Source organism: Streptomyces sp. NPDC043867, assembly GCF_056435845.1.
In genome coordinates, this window is the sequence record NZ_JBWKDS010000002.1 from 23,859 (window position 1) to 46,080 (window position 22,222).

The 22,222-nt window shown below is 70.9% G+C and carries 17 protein-coding genes and 1 pseudogene; 7 read left to right on the forward strand and 11 right to left on the reverse strand.

Annotated features, from left to right (window positions below):
- Positions 1-119: 119 nt before the first annotated feature.
- The 5 genes from AC069T_RS02070 to AC069T_RS02090 all read right to left on the reverse strand — a co-directional run bounded on the left by AC069T_RS02070 (position 120) and on the right by AC069T_RS02090 (position 4,471).
- Positions 120-362, reverse strand: a complete 243-nt coding sequence (locus AC069T_RS02070) for a DUF397 domain-containing protein (protein ID WP_478780860.1) — start codon at positions 360-362, stop codon at positions 120-122.
- Positions 363-445: 83 nt separating this feature from the next.
- Entirely contained in the window at positions 446-1,612 is a 1,167-nt protein-coding gene (locus tag AC069T_RS02075; protein WP_478780861.1) for a thiolase domain-containing protein, read from the reverse strand.
- Positions 1,609-2,655: a thiolase domain-containing protein gene (locus AC069T_RS02080; protein WP_478780862.1), complete on the reverse strand. Its 1,047-nt coding sequence runs from the start codon at positions 2,653-2,655 to the stop codon at positions 1,609-1,611. The genes AC069T_RS02075 and AC069T_RS02080 overlap by 4 nt, the downstream gene beginning before the upstream one ends.
- Positions 2,655-3,620: a Zn-ribbon domain-containing OB-fold protein gene (locus tag AC069T_RS02085; protein ID WP_478780863.1), complete on the reverse strand. Its 966-nt coding sequence runs from the start codon at positions 3,618-3,620 to the stop codon at positions 2,655-2,657. The genes AC069T_RS02080 and AC069T_RS02085 overlap by 1 nt, the downstream gene beginning before the upstream one ends.
- 50 nt (positions 3,621-3,670) lie before the next feature.
- Entirely contained in the window at positions 3,671-4,471 is an 801-nt protein-coding gene (locus AC069T_RS02090; protein WP_478780864.1) for a crotonase/enoyl-CoA hydratase family protein, read from the reverse strand.
- A 176-nt stretch (positions 4,472-4,647) separates the two neighbouring features.
- Here AC069T_RS02090 and AC069T_RS02095 point away from each other — a divergent pair, with 176 nt between their 5' ends.
- On the forward strand, positions 4,648-6,267 hold the full coding sequence (locus AC069T_RS02095; RefSeq protein ID WP_478780865.1) for an acyl-CoA synthetase: 1,620 nt from the start codon (positions 4,648-4,650) through the stop codon (positions 6,265-6,267).
- Between the two features lie 127 nt (positions 6,268-6,394).
- Here AC069T_RS02095 and AC069T_RS02100 read toward each other — a convergent pair whose 3' ends face one another.
- Together AC069T_RS02100 and AC069T_RS02105 are read right to left on the reverse strand one after the other, a co-directional pair.
- Positions 6,395-7,795: a PucR family transcriptional regulator gene (locus AC069T_RS02100; protein WP_478780866.1), complete on the reverse strand. Its 1,401-nt coding sequence runs from the start codon at positions 7,793-7,795 to the stop codon at positions 6,395-6,397.
- 52 nt (positions 7,796-7,847) lie between these two features.
- Positions 7,848-8,537, reverse strand: a complete 690-nt coding sequence (locus AC069T_RS02105; RefSeq protein WP_478780867.1) for a hypothetical protein — start codon at positions 8,535-8,537, stop codon at positions 7,848-7,850.
- Positions 8,538-8,955: 418 nt separating this feature from the next.
- Between AC069T_RS02105 and AC069T_RS02110 the strand changes: the two genes are divergently transcribed.
- The 4 genes from AC069T_RS02110 (at position 8,956) to AC069T_RS02125 (ending at position 14,578) form a co-directional block, all read left to right on the forward strand.
- Positions 8,956-9,402, forward strand: a complete 447-nt coding sequence (locus AC069T_RS02110; RefSeq protein ID WP_478780868.1) for a phospholipase — start codon at positions 8,956-8,958, stop codon at positions 9,400-9,402.
- A gap of 360 nt (positions 9,403-9,762) precedes the next feature.
- Positions 9,763-12,030, forward strand: coding sequence for an alkaline phosphatase family protein (locus AC069T_RS02115; RefSeq protein WP_478780869.1), 2,268 nt, complete (start codon positions 9,763-9,765; stop codon positions 12,028-12,030).
- A gap of 137 nt (positions 12,031-12,167) precedes the next feature.
- Positions 12,168-13,487 carry a phenylacetate--CoA ligase PaaK gene (gene paaK / locus AC069T_RS02120; RefSeq protein ID WP_478780870.1) on the forward strand — a complete coding sequence of 440 codons (1,320 nt, stop codon included), beginning with the start codon at positions 12,168-12,170 and terminating at the stop codon, positions 13,485-13,487.
- 179 nt (positions 13,488-13,666) lie between these two features.
- Positions 13,667-14,578, forward strand: coding sequence for a hypothetical protein (locus tag AC069T_RS02125; protein ID WP_478780871.1), 912 nt, complete (start codon positions 13,667-13,669; stop codon positions 14,576-14,578).
- 2 nt (positions 14,579-14,580) lie between these two features.
- On the opposite strand, the gene AC069T_RS02130 is transcribed toward AC069T_RS02125, so the two are convergent.
- Positions 14,581-16,080 carry an acyl-CoA synthetase gene (locus AC069T_RS02130; RefSeq protein ID WP_478780872.1) on the reverse strand — a complete coding sequence of 500 codons (1,500 nt, stop codon included), beginning with the start codon at positions 16,078-16,080 and terminating at the stop codon, positions 14,581-14,583.
- A 288-nt stretch (positions 16,081-16,368) separates the two neighbouring features.
- Between AC069T_RS02130 and AC069T_RS02135 the strand changes: the two genes are divergently transcribed.
- Positions 16,369-16,893 carry a cupin domain-containing protein gene (locus AC069T_RS02135; RefSeq protein ID WP_478780873.1) on the forward strand — a complete coding sequence of 175 codons (525 nt, stop codon included), beginning with the start codon at positions 16,369-16,371 and terminating at the stop codon, positions 16,891-16,893.
- A gap of 59 nt (positions 16,894-16,952) precedes the next feature.
- Here the strand turns inward: AC069T_RS02135 and AC069T_RS02140 are convergent, their stop codons facing one another.
- Complete coding sequence (locus tag AC069T_RS02140) at positions 16,953-18,503, reverse strand: acyl-CoA synthetase (RefSeq protein ID WP_478781118.1); 1,551 nt, start codon at positions 18,501-18,503, stop codon at positions 16,953-16,955.
- 8 nt (positions 18,504-18,511) lie between these two features.
- A complete protein-coding gene (locus AC069T_RS02145) occupies positions 18,512-19,624 on the reverse strand; it encodes a nitronate monooxygenase (RefSeq protein ID WP_478780874.1) in 1,113 nt (370 codons plus the stop codon).
- Positions 19,625-19,806: 182 nt separating this feature from the next.
- Here AC069T_RS02145 and AC069T_RS02150 point away from each other — a divergent pair, with 182 nt between their 5' ends.
- Positions 19,807-21,591: a serine hydrolase domain-containing protein gene (locus AC069T_RS02150; RefSeq protein WP_478780875.1), complete on the forward strand. Its 1,785-nt coding sequence runs from the start codon at positions 19,807-19,809 to the stop codon at positions 21,589-21,591.
- 76 nt (positions 21,592-21,667) lie between these two features.
- On the opposite strand, the pseudogene AC069T_RS02155 reads toward AC069T_RS02150, so the two are convergent.
- Positions 21,668-22,222 (reverse strand): annotated as a pseudogene (locus AC069T_RS02155) (hypothetical protein); the annotation flags it as partial.

Here is a 22,222-nt window from a genome sequence, read left to right on the forward strand (position 1 = left end):
CCGCCGCGTCGCGTGACCCGCGGCCGTATCGGCGTGTGCTCAGGAGTGCCTCCGCGGGCCGGGGCCCCCTCCCGGGCGGCGGGAGGGGGCGGCTGGCCGGCTCCGCGGGCGGCCCGTGCTCAGGTGAGGTCGAACTCCCCTTCACGGGCTCCGGAGACGAAGGCGCCCCATTCCGCGGGCGTGAAGATCAGTGAAGGGCTCTGCGGGCGGCCGCTGTTGCGCATCGCGATGAAGCCTTCGACAAAAGCGATCTGGACGTCTCCCCGTCCTCGGCTGCTGGACTGCCACTCCGCCTCGCTGAGATCCAGCTCCGGCTTGTCCCAGCTCGCGAGCGGGTGCTGCTCGATGGTGCTTTCGGCCACGTCCGTGCTCCTCCCGGTTCGTCGTCCGCCGCCAGCCTAGCGAGCGGTTCCGGCGGCGGACAGGCCACGTCGGAGGGACGGCGTCAGGAGAGAGGCGGCGCGGACCCGACCAGCCACATCGAGAAGAACTGGGATCCGCCTCCGTAGGCGTGCCCCAGCACCCGGCGGGCCCCCTCCACCTGGTGCTCCCCTGCCTGCCCGCGCACCTGGAGTGCCGCCTCCGCGAAGCGGATCATGCCGGAGGCGCCGATCGGATTGGTGGAGAGCACCCCGCCCGACATGTTGACGGGCAGGTCGCCGTCCAGTTCCGTCACGCCGGACTCGGTGAGCTTCCAGCCCTCCCCCTCGGCGGCGAACCCGAGGTTCTCCAGCCACATCGGTTCGTACCAGGAGAAGGGGACGTACATCTCGACGGCGTCGATCTCCCGGCGCGGGTCCGCGATGCCCGCCTGCCGGTAGACGTCGGCCGCGCAGTCCTTGCCTGCCTGCGGGGACACGAAGTCCTTGCCGGCGAAGAGAGTCGGTTCGCTGCGCATCGCACCGCCGTGCAGCCAGGCCGGCGGCCGGGGCGAACGGGCCGCGCCGGCACGGTCGGTGAGGATCATCGCGCACGCCCCGTCGGAGGACGGGCAGGTCTCCGAGTAGCGGATCGGGTCCCACAGCATGGGCGAGGCCTGGACCTTCTCCAGGGTGATGTCGTGCTCGTGCAGGTGCGCGTAGGGGTTCTTCAACGCGTTGCGGCGGTCCTTGTAGGCGACGAGCGAGCCGACAGTGTCGGGGGCGCCGGTGCGCCGCATGTACGCGCGGATGTGCGGGGCGAAGAATCCGCCCGCCCCGGCCAGCAGTGGCTGCTGGAAGGGGATCGGCAGCGACAGGCCCCACATGGCGTTCGATTCGGACTGTTTCTCGTAGGCCAGGGTCAGGACGGTGCCGTGGACCCGGCCGGCGACGAGGTTCGTGGCGACGAGTGCTGTCGATCCGCCCACGGAGCCTGCCGTGTGCACCCGCAGCATCGGCTTGCCGACGGCGCCGAGCGCGTCGGCGAGGTACAGCTCGGGCATCATCACGCCCTCGAAGAAGTCGGGGGCCTTGCCGATCACGACGGCGTCGATGTCGGCCCAGGTCAGCTCGGCGTCGTCGAGCGCCCGCCGCGCGGCCTCCCGGACCAGGCCGGCCTGGGACACGTCCCGCCGGGCGGCCACGTGCTTGGTCTGGCCGATGCCTACGACGGCCACGGGCTCCTTGCTCATCGGGGATCCCCTTCGAGGACGGCGACCAGGTTCTGCTGGAGGCAGGGCCCGGACGTGGCGTGGGCGAGCGCCCGGTCGGACTCCCCGCGGTGGACGCGGACGGCGGCCTCGCCGATGCGGATGAGCCCGGCCGCCATGACGGGATTGGCGGCGAGTGCGCCCCCGGACGGGTTCACCGTGACGTCCTCGCCGAGCCGCAGCGCCTTGCGCAGGACCACCTCCTGGGTGGTGAACGGCGCGTGCAACTCAGCTGTGTCGACGGGCCGTTCGAAGGCTCCGGCCCGCTCGGCGGCGAGCCGCGCCGACGGCGAGTCGGTCAGGTCGCGCACCCCGAGTGCGTGGGCCTCGATTCGGTGGTCGATGCCGCGGATCCAGGCGGGCCGCTCGCAGAGCTCGCGGGCCCGCTCCCCGGCGGCGAGGATCACGGCCGCGGCTCCGTCACCGACGGGCGGGCAGTCACCGGTCCGCAGCGGCCGTACGACGTAGTCGCCGTGCGGCACCGAACCCCTGAGCTGGGCATGGGAGTTGGCGGTCGCCGACGCGCGGCTGCGGGACGCGACACCGGCGAGCGCGGCTTCGTCGGTCTCCCCCGCGTCGATGAGCGCCCGCGCCTGGAGCGCGGCGAGGGCGACCGAGTCCGGCCACAGGGGCGCCACGTAGTACGGGTCGAGCTGCCGGGTCAGGACGTCGCGTACGGAGCCGGGTGACGACTTCCCGAACCCGTACACGAGCGCGGTGTCGGCGTCGCCGGTCAGCAGCTTGGTCCATGCCTCGTACAGCGCCCATGCGCCGTCCATCTCCACGTGCGACTCGGAGATCGGCGGCCAGGCGCCCACCCCGTCGAGCGCCATGGTGAAGGAGAAGGCGCGGCCCGCGAGGTAGTCCGAGGAGCCGGAACAGGTGAAGTCGATGTCGCCGGTCCTCAGTCCGGTGCGGTCGAGGACGTCGTGGAGGACCGGGATGAGCATCTCGACCTCGGAGAGCTCCTCGCTGGTGCGCCGGTGGACGGTCTGCCCGAAGGCGACCACGGCGATCTCCCGCATCACAGCAGCTCCTTGTACGCCTCGTAGTCCGCGTCGGGCTCGCCGGTGGGCCGGTAGTGGTCGGGGTAGCGGCCGCCCTCCGTCCACACCGGTTGGACCCGCAGCCCCATGCGCACCTGGTCGTAGGGGATGCCGCCGATGCGCCCGTGCAGCGCGAGGTCGGCGCCGTCGAGGGCGATGTGCCCGTAGACGTAAGGGACTTCGATGTCGAGGTTCTTCGCCTTGATGTTGACGATGCAGTACGTGGTGAGCGTGCCTCGGGGGCCCGTCTCGACCTGTTCCGACGTCGCGACCCCGCAGGTGGGGCACGCGCCCCTGGGCGGGACGTACACCTTGCGGCAGGAGGGGCAGCGCTCGCCGACCGTCCGCCGCCCGGAAAGGGCGTTGATGTAGGCGGACTGGGCACGGCCGGGCGAGTAGACGTAGTCCAGGCGGGCCGGGGCGACGATGCCGGTCACCATGTCGTCGAAGCGGCCTTCGTGGGCGCGGAGTTCGGACGGCTCGCCGGGACCGTCGGCGGCGTCCGTCCCGTCGTGCGGTTCGAAACAGGCGATGTCCGTGATGGCGCCGGACCGTTCCCCGGCCCAGCGGACGCGGACGCGCATGCCGGTGTGCACGGCGTCGGGGCCCGGTGCGTCGAGCGCGTGCAGGAGGGCGGTGTCCGCGCCGTCGAGCCGGACCAGCGCCCAGGCGAACGGGGTGTCCAGGGGCTGGCCGCGGCGTGGCGCGTGGTTCCAGGCCCAGGTGGTGACGGTGCCGGTGGGGGCGACCTCCACGAGGTCGCGTATCTCCTCGGCCGTCACGGGGTCGTACTCGACGGGTGGCACGAGGATCCTGCCGTCCGCGGTCCGCACACCGAGCACGACACGCTCGCGCAGGCCGGTGAGGAACGCGCTCTGGACGGGACCGAGCGAGCGGGTGAAGGGGAATTCGAGGACCAGGGGGGCTTTGAGGACTTCGGGCATCCGCAGGGCTCCTTCCGGGGGTCGGGCGCGCCGCGTTCTCCTGCCGGAGGTCAGGCGCGCCGGTAGACGGGCGGGCGCTTCTCGGCGAAGGCCCGGGAGCCCTCCTTGGCGTCGGCGGTGCCGAAGACCGGTTGGCCGCGGACGAGTTCGGCCGCGAGACCATCGGTCTCGCTCAGGTCGCCGCACTCGTACACGGACGCCTTCACGGCCTCGACGGCCAGCGGCCCGCAGGCGTTGATCCGCTCGGCGATCTCCAGGGCCCGCGCGAGCGCGGTCCCGTCGGGGACGACATGGCCGATCAGGCCGATGCCGGCGGCCTCCGGGGCCGTGTACGGGCGTCCCGTGAGCAGCATCTCCAGGGCGTGGGTGCGCGGGATCTGGCGCGGCAGACGGACGGTGGACCCGCCGATCGGGAACAGGCCGCGCCTGACCTCGAACAGCCCGAACGTGGCCGACTCGCCGGCCACCCGGATGTCGGTTCCCTGGAGGATCTCCGTGCCGCCCGCGACGCAGTGCCCCTCGACGGCGGCGATCACCGGTTTGCGGGGGCGGTGGTGGCGCAGCATCGCCTTCCAGTGGAGGTCCGGGTCCGCCGTCAGCCGGTCCCGGTACTGCTGCCCGTCCATCCCCTTGCCCGCCAGTGCCTTGAGGTCCATTCCGGCGCAGAACGCGCCGCCGGCCCCGGTGAGGACGATCGAGCGGACCGCGTCGTCCTCGTCGGCCTCCAGCCAGCCGTCGTACAGGCCGACCAGCATCGGCAGCGAGAGCGCGTTCTTGGCCTCGGGTCTGTTGAGCGTGAGCACCAGTGTGGCGCCCTCGCGCTGCACGGTGAGGTGTTCCGTCCCGCCCATTGCCGTCCTCCCGTCTCAGGAACGAGAACAGGTTGCAGGAGGCGCCGGGCCAGTACAAGAGTTTTCTGACAGTCAGTCAGATTTCTTCCGCTCCGGCCCTTCCCAGTTGGGTCCCCCTTTGCTCTGATGACCGTCGAGCCGACGGATACCGGTCGTGCCCGGGGTCAGGAGGAGCGGTGGAGTACAACCTTGCCGACCTGTTCGAGTCGGTCGTCGACGTGGTCCCGGGTCGCGAGGCCCTCGTGTACATCGACCACCCCGGTACCGGCGCCGAGCGGCGTCTGACCTACGCGGAGCTGGACGCCGCAGCGAACCGCGTCGCCCACCACCTGATGGACAGCGGCGTCCGCCCCGGGGAACACCTGGGACTCCACCTGTACAACGGGGTCGAGTACGTCCAGACCGTGCTGGCCTGCCTCAAGGCACGGATCGTGCCGGTCAATGTCAACTACCGTTACGTCCAGGATGAGTTGGCGTATCTCTACCGGGACGCGGATCTCGTGGCCCTGGTCTACGACGCGGAGTTCACCGACCGGGTGGCCGCGGCACTGCCCCGCACGCCGGCGCTGCGGCACCTCGTCCGGGTGGGCGGGACGGCACCCGGCGCCGCCCCCTCCCCAGGGGTGGACTTCACGGATGCCGAGGCCGCCGGCTCCCCGGAGCGGGGATTCCCGCCGCGCTCGGCGGACGACCAGTTCATCATCTACACGGGCGGCACGACCGGCATGCCCAAGGGGGTTATGTGGCGGCAGGAGGACCTGTTCTTCTCCGGTCTCGGCGGCGGCGCCCCGACGGGAGAGCCGGTCTCGGCACCGGAGGAACTCGCCGAGCGGGTCGCGGCGGGCGGCGAGGGCATCACGTTCTTCCCCACTCCCCCGCTGATGCACGGCACGTCCACCCTCACCGCGTTCATCGGGTTCAACTTCGGCCAACGCGTCGTGATCCACCGCAAGTTCGTGCCCGAGGAGGTCCTGCGCACCATCGAGAAGGAACGGGTCACCAGCGTGTCGCTGGTCGGCGACGCGATGCTGCGTCCGCTGATCGACGCGCTCGGCGGGCCCATGAAGGGCACCGACTGCTCCTCCCTGTTCAGCGTGTCCTCGTCCGGGGCGATCATGTCGGAGACGGTCCGCGAGCAGTTCCAGGCGCTCGTCCCGACCGTGCTGCTGCTGAACAACTTCGGGTCGTCGGAGTCCGGGTTCAACGGCACGGCGACACCCGACTCGGGCCCGGAGAAGGGCTTCCGGGTGCGCGTCAACTCGCGTACGCAGGTGGTGGATCCGGCCACGCGCGAGCCGGTCGCCGTCGGTGAGCCCGGACGCGTCGCGCAGCGCGGCCACGTGCCGCTCGGCTACTACAACGACCCGGAGAAGACCGCCGAGACGTTCTTCCACAAGGGCGGCGAGCGGTGGGTGCTCCTCGGCGACATGGCGACCGTCGACGAGGAGGGCGTCGTCACCGTCCTCGGCCGGGGCTCCCAGTGCATCAACACCGGCGGCGAGAAGGTTTATCCGGAGGAGGTCGAGCAGGCCCTCAAGTCCCACCCGGACGTCTACGACGCGCTGGTCGCCGGGGTGCCCGACGCGACGTGGGGCAATCACGTGGCCGCCGTGGTCCAGTTGCGCCGGGGTGCGGAGCGGCCGTCCCTCGAGGACATCCAGACGCACTGCCGCTCCCGGCTCGCGGGGTACAAGGTGCCGCGGCAGCTGGTGATCGCGGAGGCCATCCAGCGGTCGCCGAGCGGCAAGGCCGACTACCGGTGGGCACGCGGCGTCGCAGTGCGGGCGGACCGCTAGCGCCCGTTGCTCAAGTCATCTTGCTGCTTGATGATCCTGTCCGGTGGGAGGTGGAGATCCGGCAAATGGCCAGTGGGCCCGTACGGAAGGCGTTGGCCTTGGCCGTGGCGGCGGAAACTGCGCATCGCTAGCCCTCGGGAGGGAGATGAGCGTGGGAGTCGTCCACCCTGGAAGAGGAAAGATTGGCTGCCGTCATCGCCGCGCGGAGGAGTTGGATGCCGTGTGGGCTGCTGGGATCGAGGCCGCTGAACTCCCGGATTCTCTGAAGACGGTAAGTCAGTGTCCTTCGGTGGATGTTCAGCGCTTTGGCGGCTTTCTCCCTGTCAAGCTCATGGAAGAACAGTTCGTCGAGGGTGAGGCGCAGATCGGTCCCCTGTTCGAGCGGCCCCAGAAGGTCGACGAGCCGGTTCTGCAGTGCCGGTTGCCGGGAGATCGCAAGCTCTATCACCAGTTCGGTCGCCTTGTAGGGACGCGCCTGGGCATCGGGCATCGCCACCACCACGGACATGGTCTGCTGCAGCTCTCGGACCGTGTCGGGGACCGATCCCACAGTGGCTGCCAGGGCGTGGGCGGCACGTACGGATCTGACCTTTCGAGATGCTGCGCCCACGAGCTCCGCGGACAGGGCTTCTGCCACGCCCTCGTCACCGTTCACCGGTAGCAGCACCATCATTTCGTCTCGCCGCGCCTGGGTGGACCAGAGGATCCCCGGCGACGACCGGAGCAGACTCCGGCACTCGTCCAGCGCACGCTCGAGGGCGCCTTCCTCCTGCAAGAACCTGCAGACGAGGATGAGATAGCCCTCAGGGAGAAGGATGCCCGCGGCCGCGGCCATCGACGCGGACTCGGTCGACGCGCGTAGCAACTCGGCAAGCAACTGCCGGCGAGCCTGGAGGGTCTCTCCCCGTTCGACGCGCGCCGTGTCGTGGTAGCCCGCCAAGGCGGCCGCGATCATCCGGGCGTTCTCCTGAGCCCCGTACGTGATCAGCTTGGCGAATTCTGCGTAGTTGTCGGAGTTCGCCTCCGAAAGAATGTCTCGCAGGCCGGCCAGATGCCCCACCTCGAATCCGTCTCGAAGGTCGGAAGCGGAGAACGAGTCAAACAGGCAACGGTGTGATCCCATGTTTCGGAATACTTCGAGATCGGAGTCGAGGAAAGGAGCCTGGCCGTTGTCGAACATGTCGAGCATACGGACCGTCACGAAATGCAGGTCACCCGGAATCTCTTTGGGTCGTTTCGCATGCAGCTCCGCCACCTTGGCAATTTCGCTCGTCGTCATGGCGAGAATCTTGGAGACAGTGATGTCGCGTCGGGCCTTCAGCTGCCTGACGAGCTCGGAGTCATTGATGTGACACACCTCCATCAGCCACCAAAGGAAGTCCTGAATCGCACCGGGATGGCGCAGTACGAGCTTTTGGCCGGTCATTCCAGCGCAAGGACGCCAACTCGCCGTCGATGGGATGGAATCGCCGAACTGGCGGGAGAGGCGCAGGGACCTTCCGGCCTCGGCGCAGACGTGGCGGTCCACGCCGATCCCGGAAGGCCCCGGGCATGCAGGTACTAAGAACCGTGGTGCGGCGTCATTTCGACGGCGATGTTAGCCGCCTGGCGGTCTGTCCGGGAAGGGTGGCGGGAAGGCAGTTGCGGGGGATGAAGTACCACCCCTGCTGGCCGACGCCATCGGTACTGTCGGCCCGCGGGTCGCGGATCATCACCCACTTGCCGTCGCGCGAGACGTAACGCCACAGGACGGTCTGGCCGACGGCTGTCCGGCCGTTCAGCGGCGCACTGGCCACCGCGGGAACCTTCCAGGGCCGCACGTTGCCGTAACCCCTGATGTGCGATCCGTCCCAGGTGTTACACCCGGCCCGGGCCACCGTGGCCACGGTGGCTCCGTCATCGGCCGAGCCCCCGATCTGGCCGTTGGTGAACACGGAGGTCGGCAACGTGGCCGCGGCGCCACAACCGTCGGCGGCGGACGCACTGCCGGCGACTGCTCCCGAGTAGGTCCACAGGCACGCGTTGAGGTCCCCGTACACCCGGCCCCACCGGTACCCGCCGCTCTGCTCGCCCTGCACGTCGACCGTCCAATTGCGGTACGCCGTACCCAAGACGTACGAGTGCGGAGCCCGCCGCAACAGGGTGTAGTCGGCCGACACATGCTTACGGACCGCGGCTTCGGCGGAGGACCCCTGCACCAGCAGGGGCGTGGCCACACCCGCCGCCGCCAACGACAACGCGATGAGTGACGCACGAACTCGTTTCGACATGGAAGTGCCTTTCCTTGGTGTGAAGGGGATACCTGGTGACGGACCGAGGGCATGGTTGCGCATGCCGGAATCGCAGGAGCAGGAAGAGCGTCAATGCTGCCGACGACCACGGCGACCGAGTGCACACTCTTCCTGCCGAGGAAGAACCGGGGGGGGGTACGCCCCCCCTTCCACCACGACACGTGCCGTACACCCGACAGGCGAGGCAAGCATTCATCACACCGGTCGCGACAAGCAAGAGCTACAGAGAAGGAGATCCGCGACCGAAAGCCTTCTGCACAAACGGGAAATTGTCGGACCGACAGGTTTTCCTGGTTGCGCATAGGCTCGCGCCGCCGTACGTGATGCACTCCTGCCGATGCGCGGCCGGCGAATGGCGGGCCGCCAACTCCCGGAGGTAGCACGCGTGATACGTCGCATGCCCGCAATCCTGGCCATTTCGACCGCGACCCTGCTCGCCTGGGCCGGTACCGCAGCACCGGCTTCGGCAGCTCCCGCCGACAAATCACATGTTCTGTCCAGCTGGACCCAGACCAGCGCCTCCAGTTACAACACCTTCATCTCGGCGCGCAACAACCAGGGCTCCTGGTCGACCTACGACTTCAACTGGTCCACGGATTACTGTTCATCGTCGCCCGACAATCCGCTGGGCTTCCCGTTCAGCCTTTCCTGCGCCCGGCACGACTTCGGCTACCGAAACTACAAAGCCGCCGGACAGTTCAGCGCCAACAAGCCCCGGTTGGACAGCGCGTTCTACGAGGACCTCAAGCGGGTGTGCAGTTCGCACGGGTACAGCACCTCGAAGAAGGCGACCTGCAACAGCCTCGCCCGGACGTACTACAAGACGGTCAGGCAGCTCGGTTGACCCGCTGGGCCGACCCGCGTTTCACGAAGAGCCGCAGTCAGCGGGTCGGCAAAGCGAGCAGCAAGTCGTCGCCGCCACCGTCCTGACCACGAGCACCCACGACAACGCCGCCGCGGGCGTCGCCCTGCCCCTCTACCACCTCGAACACCTCGCCGTCCGTTGCGAACCCCGGACCGAACCCCACGACACCTTTTTGATCGCGCGCATGGGGGTGACCGGCGAGCCCCGCGTAGTCTTTGCGCGCCGTTGACCGTGCGTGGTTGAACTGCGGGTGAAGGGCGCCCGTACGAAGGGTGGCGGTCCCGGCCCACGGGGCGGTTCCGCCGCGTCAGCACGGGCTTCGTACGGAAGGACCATCGCGTGTCGCACATCACGCGCTCGCCGCAGCAGCCGGACCCCGGCACGGATGCGGCTGCCGCCGGGCCGAGGACGGCGGACGACACCGCCGCCGGGCGGGACGCTGGCACAGTCGTCCCCGAGCCGACGGCCGCGGGTGCCGGCACGCCCGAAGAACCCGCCGAGGGCGCCGAGGGTGCACGGACGGAGGCGGAATCCCCGGGAGGGGCGGGCGCGTTCGAGGAGCGGGATCCCTCCGCGGGCGACGACGCCGAGGACCCCCCGGTCGGCGGAGGTCCCGCCACGCCCGACCGCGCGGAGGCGGCATCGGGCGACGACACCCCGGACGCCGAGAACCCCGCCGCGAGCGACACGACCGCCCCCTCCGCCGCCCGCGACACCGGCAGCGACGCCCCTGACACCGCGGAACCCGCCCCGGGCAGGGCGACCGACCGGCCCTCGGAGGCCGCCCCGGGCGACACCACCCCCGACGCCGGGGACCCCACCGCGAGCGACACCACCCCCGACGCCGGGGAACTCACTGCCGACGAAGGGAGCGGCCGGGCCTCGGACGGTGACGCTCAGGAACCCCACGCTGCCGCCGCCCGCGTCCGTGCAGGCTGGTGGGGCTGGCGACTCACGTACCCGGGGGCCGCCCGCGTCGTGACCGTGGCCACCACGGTCCTGTCCGTCGCGCTCGTGCTCTTCGCCCTCCTCGTACCGAACCACCTCGACCGCCTCACGGCCGGCGCCTTCCTCCGGATCCCGGCCGAGGGGATCCTCCTCGCCGGGCTGCTGCTGGTGCTGCCGCCGCGGGCGAGGCGGATCGTCGCCGTGATCGCGGGCGTGGGCCTCGGCCTGCTGACCGTCCTCAAGTTCGTCGACATGGGCTTCTACTCGGTGCTCGACCGGCCCTTCGACCTGGTTCTCGACTGGATCCTGTTCGACGACGCCGCACAGTTCCTGAAGGAGTCGGTCGGGCGGACCGGCGCGCTGCTCGCCGTGATCGCGGTCGTCGCCCTCGTCGTGGCCCTGCTCGTCCTGGTGGCCCTCGCGGTCGTACGGCTGAGCAGTCTGCTGGCCGGGCACCGGCAGGCCGCCGCCCGGACCACCCTCGTCCTCGGCACCGCCTGGATCACCTGCGTGACGCTCGGCGTGCAGGTCACGGAGGTGCCGGTCGCCGCCAAGCTCGACGCCAACCTGCTCCAGAACCGCGCGCACCAGGTCCGCGCCGGCATCAGGGACGGCCGGGTGTTCGCCCGGCAGGCGAGCGTCGACGCCTTCGCCGACACCCCGCCCGACCAGCTGCTGACCGGGCTGCGCGGCAAGGACGTCCTGTTCACGTTCATCGAGAGTTACGGGCGGTCGGCGATCGAGGACCCGGCGATGGCCGAGCAGGTCGACGCCGTGCTGAAGGACGGCAGCAGCTCGCTGAAGGCGGCCGGGTTCTCGTCGCGCAGCGGCTGGCTGAAGTCGCCGATCGCCGGCGCGGGCAGCTGGCTGGCCCACTCCACGTTCCTGTCCGGCCTGTGGATCAAGAACCAGCAGCGCTACCGGAGCCTCACCTCCAGCGACCGAGCGACCCTGACCAGCTATTTCCAGAAGGCCGGCGCCTGGCGCACGGTCGGCATCGTGCCGGGTGTCCGCCGCGCCTGGCCGGAGGGCAAGTTCTTCGGCCTCGACCACATCTACGACTCCGAGCACCTCGGCTACGAAGGCCCGTACTTCAGCTGGACGCCCGTACCGGACCAGTTCAGCCTGGAGGCCTTCGAGCGGCTGGAGCACGGCAGGAAGGACCGCGAGCCGATGATGGCGGAGATCATCCTGGCCTCGAGCCACAACCCCTGGGCGCCCGTCGCCCGCATGGTCGACTGGGACGACCTCGGCGACGGGTCGCTCTTCGAGCAGATCAAGAAGGAGGGCAAGGACCCGAAGGAGGTCTGGAAGAACCCGGACGACGTGCGCACCGAGTACCGCAAGGCCATCGAGTACTCGCTGCACAGCCTCATCGAGTACGTGGAGCGGTACGGCGACGAGAACACGGTGCTCGTCTTCCTCGGCGATCACCAGCCCAACCCGACGGTGACCGGCAGCGGTGCGGGCAAGGACGTGCCCGTCACCGTCGTCGCGCACGACCCGAAGGTGCTGGAGAAGATATCCGGCTGGAACTGGACGGAGGGGCTGAAGCCCGCCGAGGACGCACCGCGGTGGGGCATGGACAAGTTCCGCGACCGGTTCATGACGGCGTACGGCCCGCATCCCGAGGCGGCCGGCGCGGCCCCGGCCCCCTGACCCGGCCGCCCGTTCCCGCGGGGACGGGCACCGCAGACACCTTGACGACCCGCCCAGGCCCCTGAATTACTGATCCGGAACAGCTCGACCGAATGATCGGTCGCCCGGAATGATGCGGTTGTCGAGGGAGAAGTCCCATGGCGGATTCCACGGACTCCAGAGTCCCCACGGACACGAACCACCTGGACATGGGTGAGCGGCTCGGCACGGAGGCGCTGCGGGCCCTGCAGACGGAGCGGCTGCGGGCCTCGCTGCGGCACGCGTACGAGAACGTGCCCTTCTACCGTGCGTCCTTCGACCGGGCGGGTCTGCGTCCCGACGACTGCCGCTCCCTCGCCGATCTGGCCGGGTTCCCGTTCACCACGAAGGCGGACCTGCGCGAGAACTACCCGTACGGGATGTTCGCCGTGCCGCGGGACCGCGTCCGGCGCCTCCACGCGTCGAGCGGTACGACCGGGCGGCCCACGGTCGTCGGGTACACGGAGAACGACCTGTCCATGTGGTCCGACATGGTGGCGCGTTCGCTGCGGGCCGCGGGCGCCCGTCCCGGTGACATCGTGCATGTGGCGTACGGGTACGGCCTGTTCACCGGTGGCCTCGGCGCGCACTACGGCGCCGAGCGGCTCGGCTGTACGGTGATCCCCGCATCCGGCGGGATGACGGCACGTCAGGTCCAGCTGATCCAGGACCTGAAGCCGCGGATCATCATGGTGACCCCCTCGTACATGCTGACACTTCTGGACGAGTTCGAACGGCAGGGAGTGGATCCCCGGGGCACCTCGCTCCGGGTGGGCGTCTTCGGCGCCGAGCCGTGGACCGAGGAGATGCGGCGCGAGATCGAGGAGCGGTTCGCCATCGACGCGGTCGACATCTACGGCCTGTCGGAGGTGATCGGTCCCGGGGTCGCGCAGGAGTGCGTGGAGACCAAGGACGGCCTGCACGTCTGGGAGGACCACTTCTATCCCGAGGTCGTCGACCCCGTCACGGGCGAGGTGCTGCCGGACGGCGCGGAGGGCGAGCTGGTGTTCACCTCGCTCACCAAGGAGGCGATGCCCGTGATCCGTTACCGGACACGGGACTTGACGCGTCTGCTGCCCGGTACGGCGCGGGTGTTCCGCCGGATGGAGAAGATCACCGGTCGCTGCGACGACATGGTCATCCTGCGCGGCGTCAACCTCTTCCCCACGCAGATCGAGGAGATCGTGCTGCGCACGCCGGGCGTCGCACCGCACTTCCAGCTGCGCCTGACCCGGGAGGGCCGCCTCGACGCACTCACGGTACGGGCCGAGGCCCGGTCCGGCGCCTCCCCCGGGACCCGCGAGGCGGCGGCACGGGCGATCGCGGCGGCCGTGAAGGACGGCATCGGGGTGACGGTGGCCGTGGAGATCGTCGAACCGGAGTCGCTGGAGCGGTCGGTGGGGAAGACCAAGCGGATCGTCGACCTGCGTCCCCGGTAGGAGTGCCGGCCAGGGGTGCGTCGGCTGCGTGACCGGTGCCGCCGGTCACGAACCGCAACGAACGCGACCGCGGTAGGCGGGGTCCGAACGTGGGCGGGCCCTGGTGCGTCACAGAGGTGGCTCCGGGTGTCACCCTTCACCGGTCAGCCTCCGCTCGCACCGTCACCCCTGGGGGATCCATGCGTGAGAACACCCGGCGCACCGTCGATCTGCTGTTCGTGCTCGCCCTGTGCACCGTGACGGCCGGTGCCGCCACCGGCTGCGGAAGTGAGCGGGCGGGTGGCTCCGGCCGGGCGCACGAGTCGACGGTCCGCGCCCGGCAGGTCGCCGAGGCCTGGGACGGTTCCGAGGCGGCCGAGGTGTGGCGGAAGGGCTTTCACCCGGTGGGGGGCCTCGTCCAACTGCCTGAAGGCGCCTTCCGCAGCGACGCCGACAAGCGCGCGTACGCCACCGGGAACCTCGTCCTGAACGGTGACCTCCCCGACGCACCGCGGAAGGAGGGACGGGTGGAATGGAAGGGCGGAGGTTCGCTCACCCTGCCGCTGCTGGACGCCCGGAAGGCGTACGCGGAGGTGGCGCGCGGGAGCAACGACGGGCCGCACCTCACCGTGACCGGGGCAGAGCTGGGCGAGATGACGCTGGCCACCAGCCGGGGCCCGGCGACCGTCCCGGCCTGGCTGTTCGCCGTGCGGGGCTACGACACCCCGCTCAGGCAGGCGGCGCTCGGCGGCGGCTCCGCAAAGGTGCCCGAGTCCCCGGTCGGGCCCGCGGGAGAGACGCCCACCGACGAACTGACAGCGCTCGGCGGCCTGGTCGGGGTGGCCCGGGACGGGCGGTCGGTCACGGTGACAGCCACTCACGGGTCCTGCGACGAAGGGCCCGCGGTGGACGTGCTGGAGACGAGGGGCAGCGTGGTGCTGTCCGCGTCCGTCGTGGGCGCGAAGGAGGGTCCCTGCACGGCCGATCTGCACTCCGGGGAGCTGACGGTCAGCCTCGGCCGACCCCTGGGCGACCGGATCCTGCTGGACGCGTTCACGGGCCGGCCGGTGACCGACGACGAGCGGAGGGGCAGTGCCCGGGGCGGGAGTTGAGGTCAGGCGCCGGAGAACCGGTCGCGCAGTTCCCGCTTGAGGATCTTGCCGCTGGCGTTGCGCGGCAGCTCGTCCACGAACAGGACGCGCTTGGGCGCCTTGAAGTGGGCGAGCCGCTCCCGGGCGTGGGCGAGCAGCTCGTCCTCGGTGACCTCCCCGCGCGGGACGACGACCGCGGTGACGGCCTCGATCCAACGCTCGTCCGGCAGGCCGATCACCGCCACCTCCGCGACCCGCTCGTGCGTGTACAGCGCGTCCTCGACCTGACGCGAGGCGATGAGGACGCCACCGGAGTTGATGACGTCCTTCACCCGGTCGACGACGGTGAAGTACCCGGCGGCGTCCCGCACCGCGAGGTCCCCCGAGTGGAACCAGCCGTCCCGGAACGCGTCCGCCGTCTCCTCCGGCTTGTCCCAGTAGCCCTCGCACAACTGCGGGGAGCGGTAGACGACTTCGCCCGTTTCACCGTCGGGCGCGTCCTTGCCCGACTCGTCGACGACGCGTGCCTCGACGAACAGCACCGGACGGCCGCAGGAGTCCATCCTGCCCTCGTGCTCGCCGGGGCCCAGGACCATGGCGAGCGGCCCGATCTCGCTCTGTCCGAAGCAGTTGTAGAACGCCAGCTTCGGCAACCGCTTCCGCAGGCGCTCCAGCACGGGCACCGGCATGATCGACGCGCCGTAGTAGGCCTTGCGCAGACCGCTCAGATCGCGGGTGGCGAAGTCGGGACGGTTCGACAGGCCGATCCACACCGTGGGCGGCGCGAACAGGCTGTCCGCGCGGCCCGCCTCGACCAGGTCGAGGATCCGCCCGGGGTCGGGCGCGTCGAGGATGACGTTCTCGGCGCCGACCGCGAGATACGGCAGCAGGAACACATGCATCTGCGCCGAGTGGTAGAGGGGCAGCGAGTGCACGGGCCGGTCCCCGGCCTGCAGGTCGAGGGCGGTGATCGCGCTCAGGTACTCGTGCACCAGCGCCCGGTGGGTCATCATCGCGCCCTTGGGCAGCGCGGTCGTGCCCGAGGTGTACAGCAGCTGCGTCAGGTCCTCGCCGCGCGGCTCGGGACCGTCGTACGGGGCGGCCGTGGCGAGCCGGGCGAGCAGCGAGTCGCCGGTGTCGCGCAGGGGCAGGATCCGGGTGCCGGCGGGCAGGTTCGCGGCCAGGTCCCGGTCGGCCAGCACCAGGTTGCAGCCGGCCTGGCCGACGATGTACGCCAGGTCGTCACCGGTCAGGTTCTGGTTGACCGGTACGTGCACGAGTCCGGAGCGGGCGCAGGCCAGGAAGCCGATCAGATAGGCGTCGGAGTTGTGGCCGTAGGCGCCGACCCGGTCGCCGCGCTCGAGGCCTGCGTCGAGCAGGACGCTCGCGGCGCGGGAGACGGCCTCTTCGAGTTCCGCGTAGGTCCAGGACCGGTCGCGGTAGTGGACCGCGACCCGTGCGGGAGTGCGGCGGGCGCTGCGTCGCAGCACCCCGTCGACCGTGGCGCTTCGTCCCGCCGTCATGACCTGCTCCTTCGTCCGCGGTGCCCTGGCGTGATCCTCGTCGGGCCGTGCGACCGGGGTCAAGCATCCGGCGCCGCCTGCGGGCCGGAACCGCCCGGCGGGAAGTCCCGGCTGACCCGGGCCGCGGCCCGGGCGACTGCCGGCGGACGGCACGGATCAGTCCCGGTGCGGTGCCGACGAGCGGTGGTGTGCGCCCAGTTGTTGCGGCCCCGCTCCCGGCGTTCGACACTGGTGGAACACGGCCGCGTGACTCGAAATGCGAGATGTTCGCACCGAGGAGTGATCGCCATGGCCGAGCCTCAGGCACCTCCGCTCACCGTCGTACGACCTGGGGAGGGGACCGAGGTCGACATCGGGCCGATCGGGGTGGTCTTCAAACTCTGGGGTGCCGACACCGGCGGCGCGTTGTCGGTCGTGGAACACCCGTTTCCCGTCGGCGCGCTCGTGCCGGCCCATCTGCACACGCGGGAGGACGAGTACTCCATCGTGACCGAGGGCGAGATCGGTTTTCGTTCCGGCGACCGCGAGGCCGTCCTCGGCCCCGGCGGGTACATCACGAAGCCGCGCGGAGAGCTGCACACCATGTGGAACGCCGGACAGGTGCCTGCCCGCATGATCGAGGTCATCACCCCCGCCGGCTTCGAGCACTTCTTCCGCGAACTGGCCGAATTGGTGTCCTCCGGGCCACCCGAGCCCGACGCCGTCGCCGGACTCGCCAGGAACTACGGCCTGGAGTTCGGCAGGCCGGAATGGCTGGCGGGCATTGTCGAGCGCTTTGGGCTCGATCCGCCGCCGGGCACCGGGCAGCACTGAGCCGTACCCGCGCCTGTGACGGCTGTGCGCAGGGGGCGGGACCACGGCCGCGTCCCGTGTCACACCGCCCGGGTGCGCCCTTCCCAGTAGGGGTCGCGCAGCCGCCGCTTGTACAGCTTCCCGTTGGGGTCGCGCGGCATCGTCGCGATGAAGTCGACGCTCTTGGGACGCTTGTATCCGGCGAGCCGGCGCGCGCAGTGCGCCAGGATGTCGGCGGCGAGGGTCTCGGTCGGTTCGTGGCCGGGGACGGGCTCGACCACGGCCTTGACCTCCTCGCCCCAGTCGTCGTGCGGGATCCCGAAGGCGGCGGCGTCCGCGACGGCGGGATGGGCGAGCAGTTCGGACTCGATCTCGGCGGGGTAGATGTTGACACCCCCCGAGATGATCATGTCGATCTTGCGGTCCCGGAGGAAGAGGTAGCCGTCCTCGTCGAGACAGCCCAGGTCGCCGACGGTGAAGAAGTCGCCGATGCGGTTCGCCCTCGTCTTGGTCTCGTCCTTGTGGTACGAGAACCCGCCGGTGCTCATCTTCATGTAGACGGTACCGAGTTCACCCGCGGGCAGCCTGTTGCCGTCGTCGTCGAAGATCGCCAGTTCGCTGATGGGCCACGCCCTGCCGACCGTGCCGGGCTTCTTGAGCCAGTCCTCGGCGGTGGCGAACGCACCCCCTCCCTCACTGGCCGCGTAGTACTCCTCGACGGTGTGGCCCCACCACTCGATCATGGCCCGTTTCACGTGGTCGGGGCAGGGGGCCGCGCCATGGATGGCGTGCCGCATCGACGAGACGTCGTAGCGGGCCCGGACGTCTTCGGGCAGGGCCAGCAGCCGGTGGAACTGGGTGGGGACCATGTGGGTGTGCGTGCACCCGCGGGTGTCGATGAGGCGGAGCATCTCCTCGGGCGTCCACTTGTCCATCAGCACCAGGCGGTGGCCGATGTGCAGCGAGGCGCCCGCGAACTGGAGCACCGCCGTGTGGTAGAGCGGCGAGCAGACCAGGTGCACGTTGTCGTCGAACGGCTTGATGCCGAAGATGCCGAGGAAGCCGCCGAGGTAGGTCTCCTCGGGCAGCTTGCCGGGCAGGGGGCGGCGGATGCCGCGGGGGCGGCCCGTGGTGCCCGACGTGTAGTTCATGACCCAGCCGAGGGTGCGGCGGTCGGGGACCGACTCGTCCTGCCCTTCGAGGAGTTGGGCGTAGGGCCGGAAGCCGCGGACGTCCCCGACGGCGTACCGGTGGGTCGCGGGCAGCGCCGCCTCGTCGGCGGCGTGACGCGCGGCGTCGGCGAACCGCTCGTGCGCGATGAGCACCTTGGCGCCGGAGTCGGAGACGATCCAGGCGATCTCGGGCCCGACGAGGTGGTGGTTGACGGGGACGAGGTAGAAGCCGGCCTGCGAGGCGGCCAGGTACGCGGTGAGGAACTCGACGCCGTTGGGCAGGACGACGGCGAAGGAGTCACCGCGTTCAAGTCCCGCGGCGCGCAGCCCGTGGACCAGTCGGTTGACGCGGGCGTGCAGGCGTCCGGCGGTCCACTCCTCGCCGTCGGGGGCGACGAGGACCGTGCGCCGCGGGTCTGCGGCCGCCTGGGCCCAGAAGCCGTTGGGGGGCGGGTTCATGGCCTCGCTCACGACTCGGTGCTCCTTCCCGCGATGCGGTTGACGCGGTCGACGGCCTGCTCGAAGCCGCGGGTGAGGTCGTCGAAGACGGCCTGGACACTGCGTTCGCTGTTCATCCGCCCGACGATCTGTCCGACGGGGGTGCCGAGGAGCGGTTCCACCTCGTACTTCTGGATCCGGGAGAGCGCCTCGGCGACCAGCAGGCCCTGGAGGGGCATGGGGAGGGTGCCCGGACCGTTCGGGTCGTCCCAGGCGTCCGTCCACTCCGTGCGCAACTGCCGGGCGGGCTTGCCGGTCAGGGCGCGGGAGCGGACGGTGTCACCGGACCCGGCGGCGAGCAGCTTGTGCGTCACCGCACGGGAGTGCATGTCGGCCTCCGTGGTGGTCAGCCAGAGGGAGCCCAGCCATGCGCCCTGGGCGCCGAGCGCGAACGCGGCCGCCACCTGCTGCCCGCTGCCGATGCCGCCCGCGGCGAGGACGGGCAACGGGTCGACGGCGTCGACGACTTCGGGGGTGAGCACCATCGAGGCGATCTCCCCGGTGTGGCCGCCCGCCTCGTAGCCCTGCGCGACGACGACGTCGATGCCCCGCTCGGCGTGCTTGCGCGCGTGCCGGGCACTGCCCGCGAGAGCGGCGACGAGTACGCCCCGGTCGTGGGCGCGCTCGACGATGTCGGCGGGTGGTGAGCCGAGGGCGTTGGCGAGCAGTTTGATCGGGTGACGGAAGGCGACGTCGAGCTGGTCGCGGGCCACCTGTTCCATCCACCCGGTGATGCGCCAGCCGGACGCCTCCCCCTCGGCGAGTTCCGGCACTCCGTACTTGGCGAGGGTGTCGTTGACGTACTGCCGGTGCCCTTCGGGGATCATCGCCTCGACCTCGGCCTCGGTGACGCCCCCGACCTTCTTGGCGGGCATGACGACGTCGAGGCCGTAGGGCTTCCCGTCGACGTGGGCGTCGAGCCAGTCGAGGTCTCGTTCGAGGTCGTCGGGGGCGGTGTAGCGGACCGCGCCGAGCACACCGAAACCGCCCGCTCTGCTGATCGCGGCGGCGACGGCGGGGAACGGCGTGAAGCCGAAGATGGCGTGCTCGACTCCCAGTGTGTTGCTCAGCTCCGTCTGCATGGCCGCAGGATGCCGCAGCCGCGTGGACGAGGGAAGCCCTTTTCTGATGCTCCGTCAGATTTTTGGACGCGTCTCCGACACTCCCCGGCAGGGTTGACACACCCCACGGCCGACAGGAAAGTTTCACCGCGCGGGGCGAGACCGGAAAGATTCTTTCAGGCGGCGCGGCAGGAGGCTTCTCGGTGACCGAAGACGCAGCGAGCGACGGGCACGTCGGGCTGACCCGTCGTCAACTCGGGCGACGTGCGGTGGCCCTGGGCGGCGCCCTGGCCATCGCCCCCTTCCCCGCCGGACCGGCGGCGGCCGGTGCGAGCGGGCGGCAGCCGACCCTGCACCACGGCTCCGCCGAGCGGGCGGGCCTGCTCGCGGGGCATCTGCGTCAACTCGTCACCGACGCCGAGGCGTTCCTCGGTCCCTCCCCCAAGCATCCCTGGTACGCGGGGGCCGTGCTCCTCGCCGGCCGCGGCGGCACGGTGGCCCTCCACCGGCCGATCGGCCAGGCGGTGCGCTACTCGGCGTACGACGAGAAGACGGACACCGGGGTCGAGTTCCCGGCCGACCGGCAGATCCCGATGGCCGAGGACACCGTCTTCGATCTCGCCTCCGTCTCGAAACTGTTCACCTCGATCCTCGCCGTGCAGCAGATCGAACGCGGCACACTCGCACTCGAGGCCGAGGTCGCCTCGTACCTCCCGGACTTCGCGGGCGGGGGCAAGCAGGACATCACGATCCGTCAGCTACTCACTCATACATCCGGTTTCCGTGCCTGGATCCCGCTCTACAAGGCGCCCACCCGCGAGGGCAGACTCCAGCTCATCTGGGACGAGGCACCGCTCAACGCGCCGGGCACCAAGTACCTCTACTCCGACCTCAACCTGATCTCGCTCCAGCTCGTCCTGGAGAAGCTCACCGGCCGCACGCTCGACACGCTCCTGCGCGACGAGATCACCGCCCCGCTCGGCATGCACCGCACCCGCTACAACCCGCCCGCCGCCTGGAAGCCGCGGATCGCCGCCACCGAGGACGCGCGCCCGCCCTGGTCCGGCCTCGACCGCGGCCTGGTCTGGGGCGAGGTGCACGACGAGAACGCGTACTCCCTGGGCGGGGTCGCCGGGCACGCCGGGGTCTTCTCGTGCGCCTGGGACCTCGCGGTACTCGGCCGCACGCTGCTCAACGGCGGCACGTACGGCACCGCGCGCATCCTGGAGCCGGAGTCGGTGGAGCTGATGTTCACCGACTTCAACACCGCCTTCCCCGGCGACGAGCACGGCCTCGGCTTCGAGCTCTACCAGCACTGGTACATGGGCGCGATGGCCACACCCCGTACCGCGGGGCACACCGGCTTCACGGGCACCTCGCTCGTCCTCGACCCGACGACGGACTCCTTCCTCGTCCTGCTGGGCAACTCCGTACACCCGGTGCGCAGTTGGCGATCCGGCTCCGCTCCCCGGGTGGCCGCCGCCGACCGACTGGCGCGTGCCGTGCCGGTCCGCCCGGCACGCGGCCGCACGTCCTGGTTCTCCGGCATGGCGAACGCGACGTCGGCGACGCTGACGCTGCCCGCGCTCGACACCACGAACGCGCACCCGCGGCTGCGCTGCGCCGTGTGGTGGGACACCGAACCCGCATCCGACGCCCTTTTCCTCGAGTCCTCCCCGGACGGCGGCACGACCTGGTCGCCGGTCCCCTTCACGACGGTGCGGCGCGGCGAGGACCCCCGGGAGCACCCGGCCGGCTCGGTCACCGGCTGGTCGGGCCGCGTCTGGCACCGGCTCGACGCGGAGCTGCCCGCAGGGCGACAGCTGACGCTGCGCTGGCGGTACACCACGGACCGCTCGTACGTCGGCCGCGGGGTGTACGTCGACGCGCTGCGGGTCGACGCGGGCGGCCGGACCGTCTTCGACGAGGCGCGGCCGGCGGACGCCGGCCGGATCGAGGCGTCGGGCTGGTCACCGTCCGCGGACTGAGGCCGCGCCCTTCCGGCCCCGGAACCAGGTGAACCCGGCGGTCCCGGCGGTCCCGGCGGTCCCGGCGGGGGGACGGCTACCGCGTCCCGGCCTCGAGCACGGCCATCGCCGCGTTGTGCCCGGGCACCCCGCTCACGCCGCCGCCGCGGACGGCCCCGGCTCCGCACAGCACGACGTTGGCGTGCCGGGTCTCCACGCCCCAGCGGCCCGTGCCCTCCTGGGTGTGGGGGAAGGCCAGGTCGCCGTGGAAGATGTTGCCGCCGGGCAGCCGCAGGTCGCGCTCCAGGTCGAGCGGGGTCCTGGCCTCGACGCACGGGCGGCCCTCGGCATCGGTCGCCAGACAGTCCGCGAGCGGTTCCGCGAGGTGCGCGTCCAGCTCCGCGAGCGTGGACTTCAGCAGCTCGGCACGTACGGCGTCGTTGTCCCGGGCGAAGAGCCTTGCGGGCGTGTGCAGCCCGAACAGCGTGAGGGTCTGGTAACCCTCCTCGACCAGGGCGGGGGCCAGGATCGTGGGATCGGTCAGCGAGTGGCAGTAGATCTCGGAGGGCGGCGGGGGGGGGGGGGGGGGGGGGAGGGGGGGGGGGGGGGGGGGGGGGGGGGGGAGGGGAGTACTGTGGGGGGGGGGGGGGGA

Excerpts from the sequence above, each read along its gene's own strand:
- AC069T_RS02075 (WP_478780861.1), bottom strand. The coding sequence starts at position 1,612 with ATGAGCAAGGAGCCCGTGGCCGTCGTAGGCATCGGCCAGACCAAGCAC.
- AC069T_RS02080 (WP_478780862.1), bottom strand. The coding sequence starts at position 2,655 with ATGCGGGAGATCGCCGTGGTCGCCTTCGGGCAGACCGTCCACCGGCGC.
- AC069T_RS02085 (WP_478780863.1), bottom strand. The coding sequence starts at position 3,620 with ATGCCCGAAGTCCTCAAAGCCCCCCTGGTCCTCGAATTCCCCTTCACC.
- AC069T_RS02090 (WP_478780864.1), bottom strand. The coding sequence starts at position 4,471 with ATGGGCGGGACGGAACACCTCACCGTGCAGCGCGAGGGCGCCACACTG.
- AC069T_RS02105 (WP_478780867.1), bottom strand. The coding sequence starts at position 8,537 with ATGTCGAAACGAGTTCGTGCGTCACTCATCGCGTTGTCGTTGGCGGCG.
- AC069T_RS02110 (WP_478780868.1), top strand. The coding sequence starts at position 8,956 with ATGCCCGCAATCCTGGCCATTTCGACCGCGACCCTGCTCGCCTGGGCC.
- paaK (WP_478780870.1), top strand. The coding sequence starts at position 12,168 with ATGGCGGATTCCACGGACTCCAGAGTCCCCACGGACACGAACCACCTG.
- AC069T_RS02125 (WP_478780871.1), top strand. The coding sequence starts at position 13,667 with ATGCGTGAGAACACCCGGCGCACCGTCGATCTGCTGTTCGTGCTCGCC.
- AC069T_RS02130 (WP_478780872.1), bottom strand. The coding sequence starts at position 16,080 with ATGACGGCGGGACGAAGCGCCACGGTCGACGGGGTGCTGCGACGCAGC.
- AC069T_RS02135 (WP_478780873.1), top strand. The coding sequence starts at position 16,369 with ATGGCCGAGCCTCAGGCACCTCCGCTCACCGTCGTACGACCTGGGGAG.
- AC069T_RS02140 (WP_478781118.1), bottom strand. The coding sequence starts at position 18,503 with ATGAACCCGCCCCCCAACGGCTTCTGGGCCCAGGCGGCCGCAGACCCG.
- AC069T_RS02145 (WP_478780874.1), bottom strand. The coding sequence starts at position 19,624 with ATGCAGACGGAGCTGAGCAACACACTGGGAGTCGAGCACGCCATCTTC.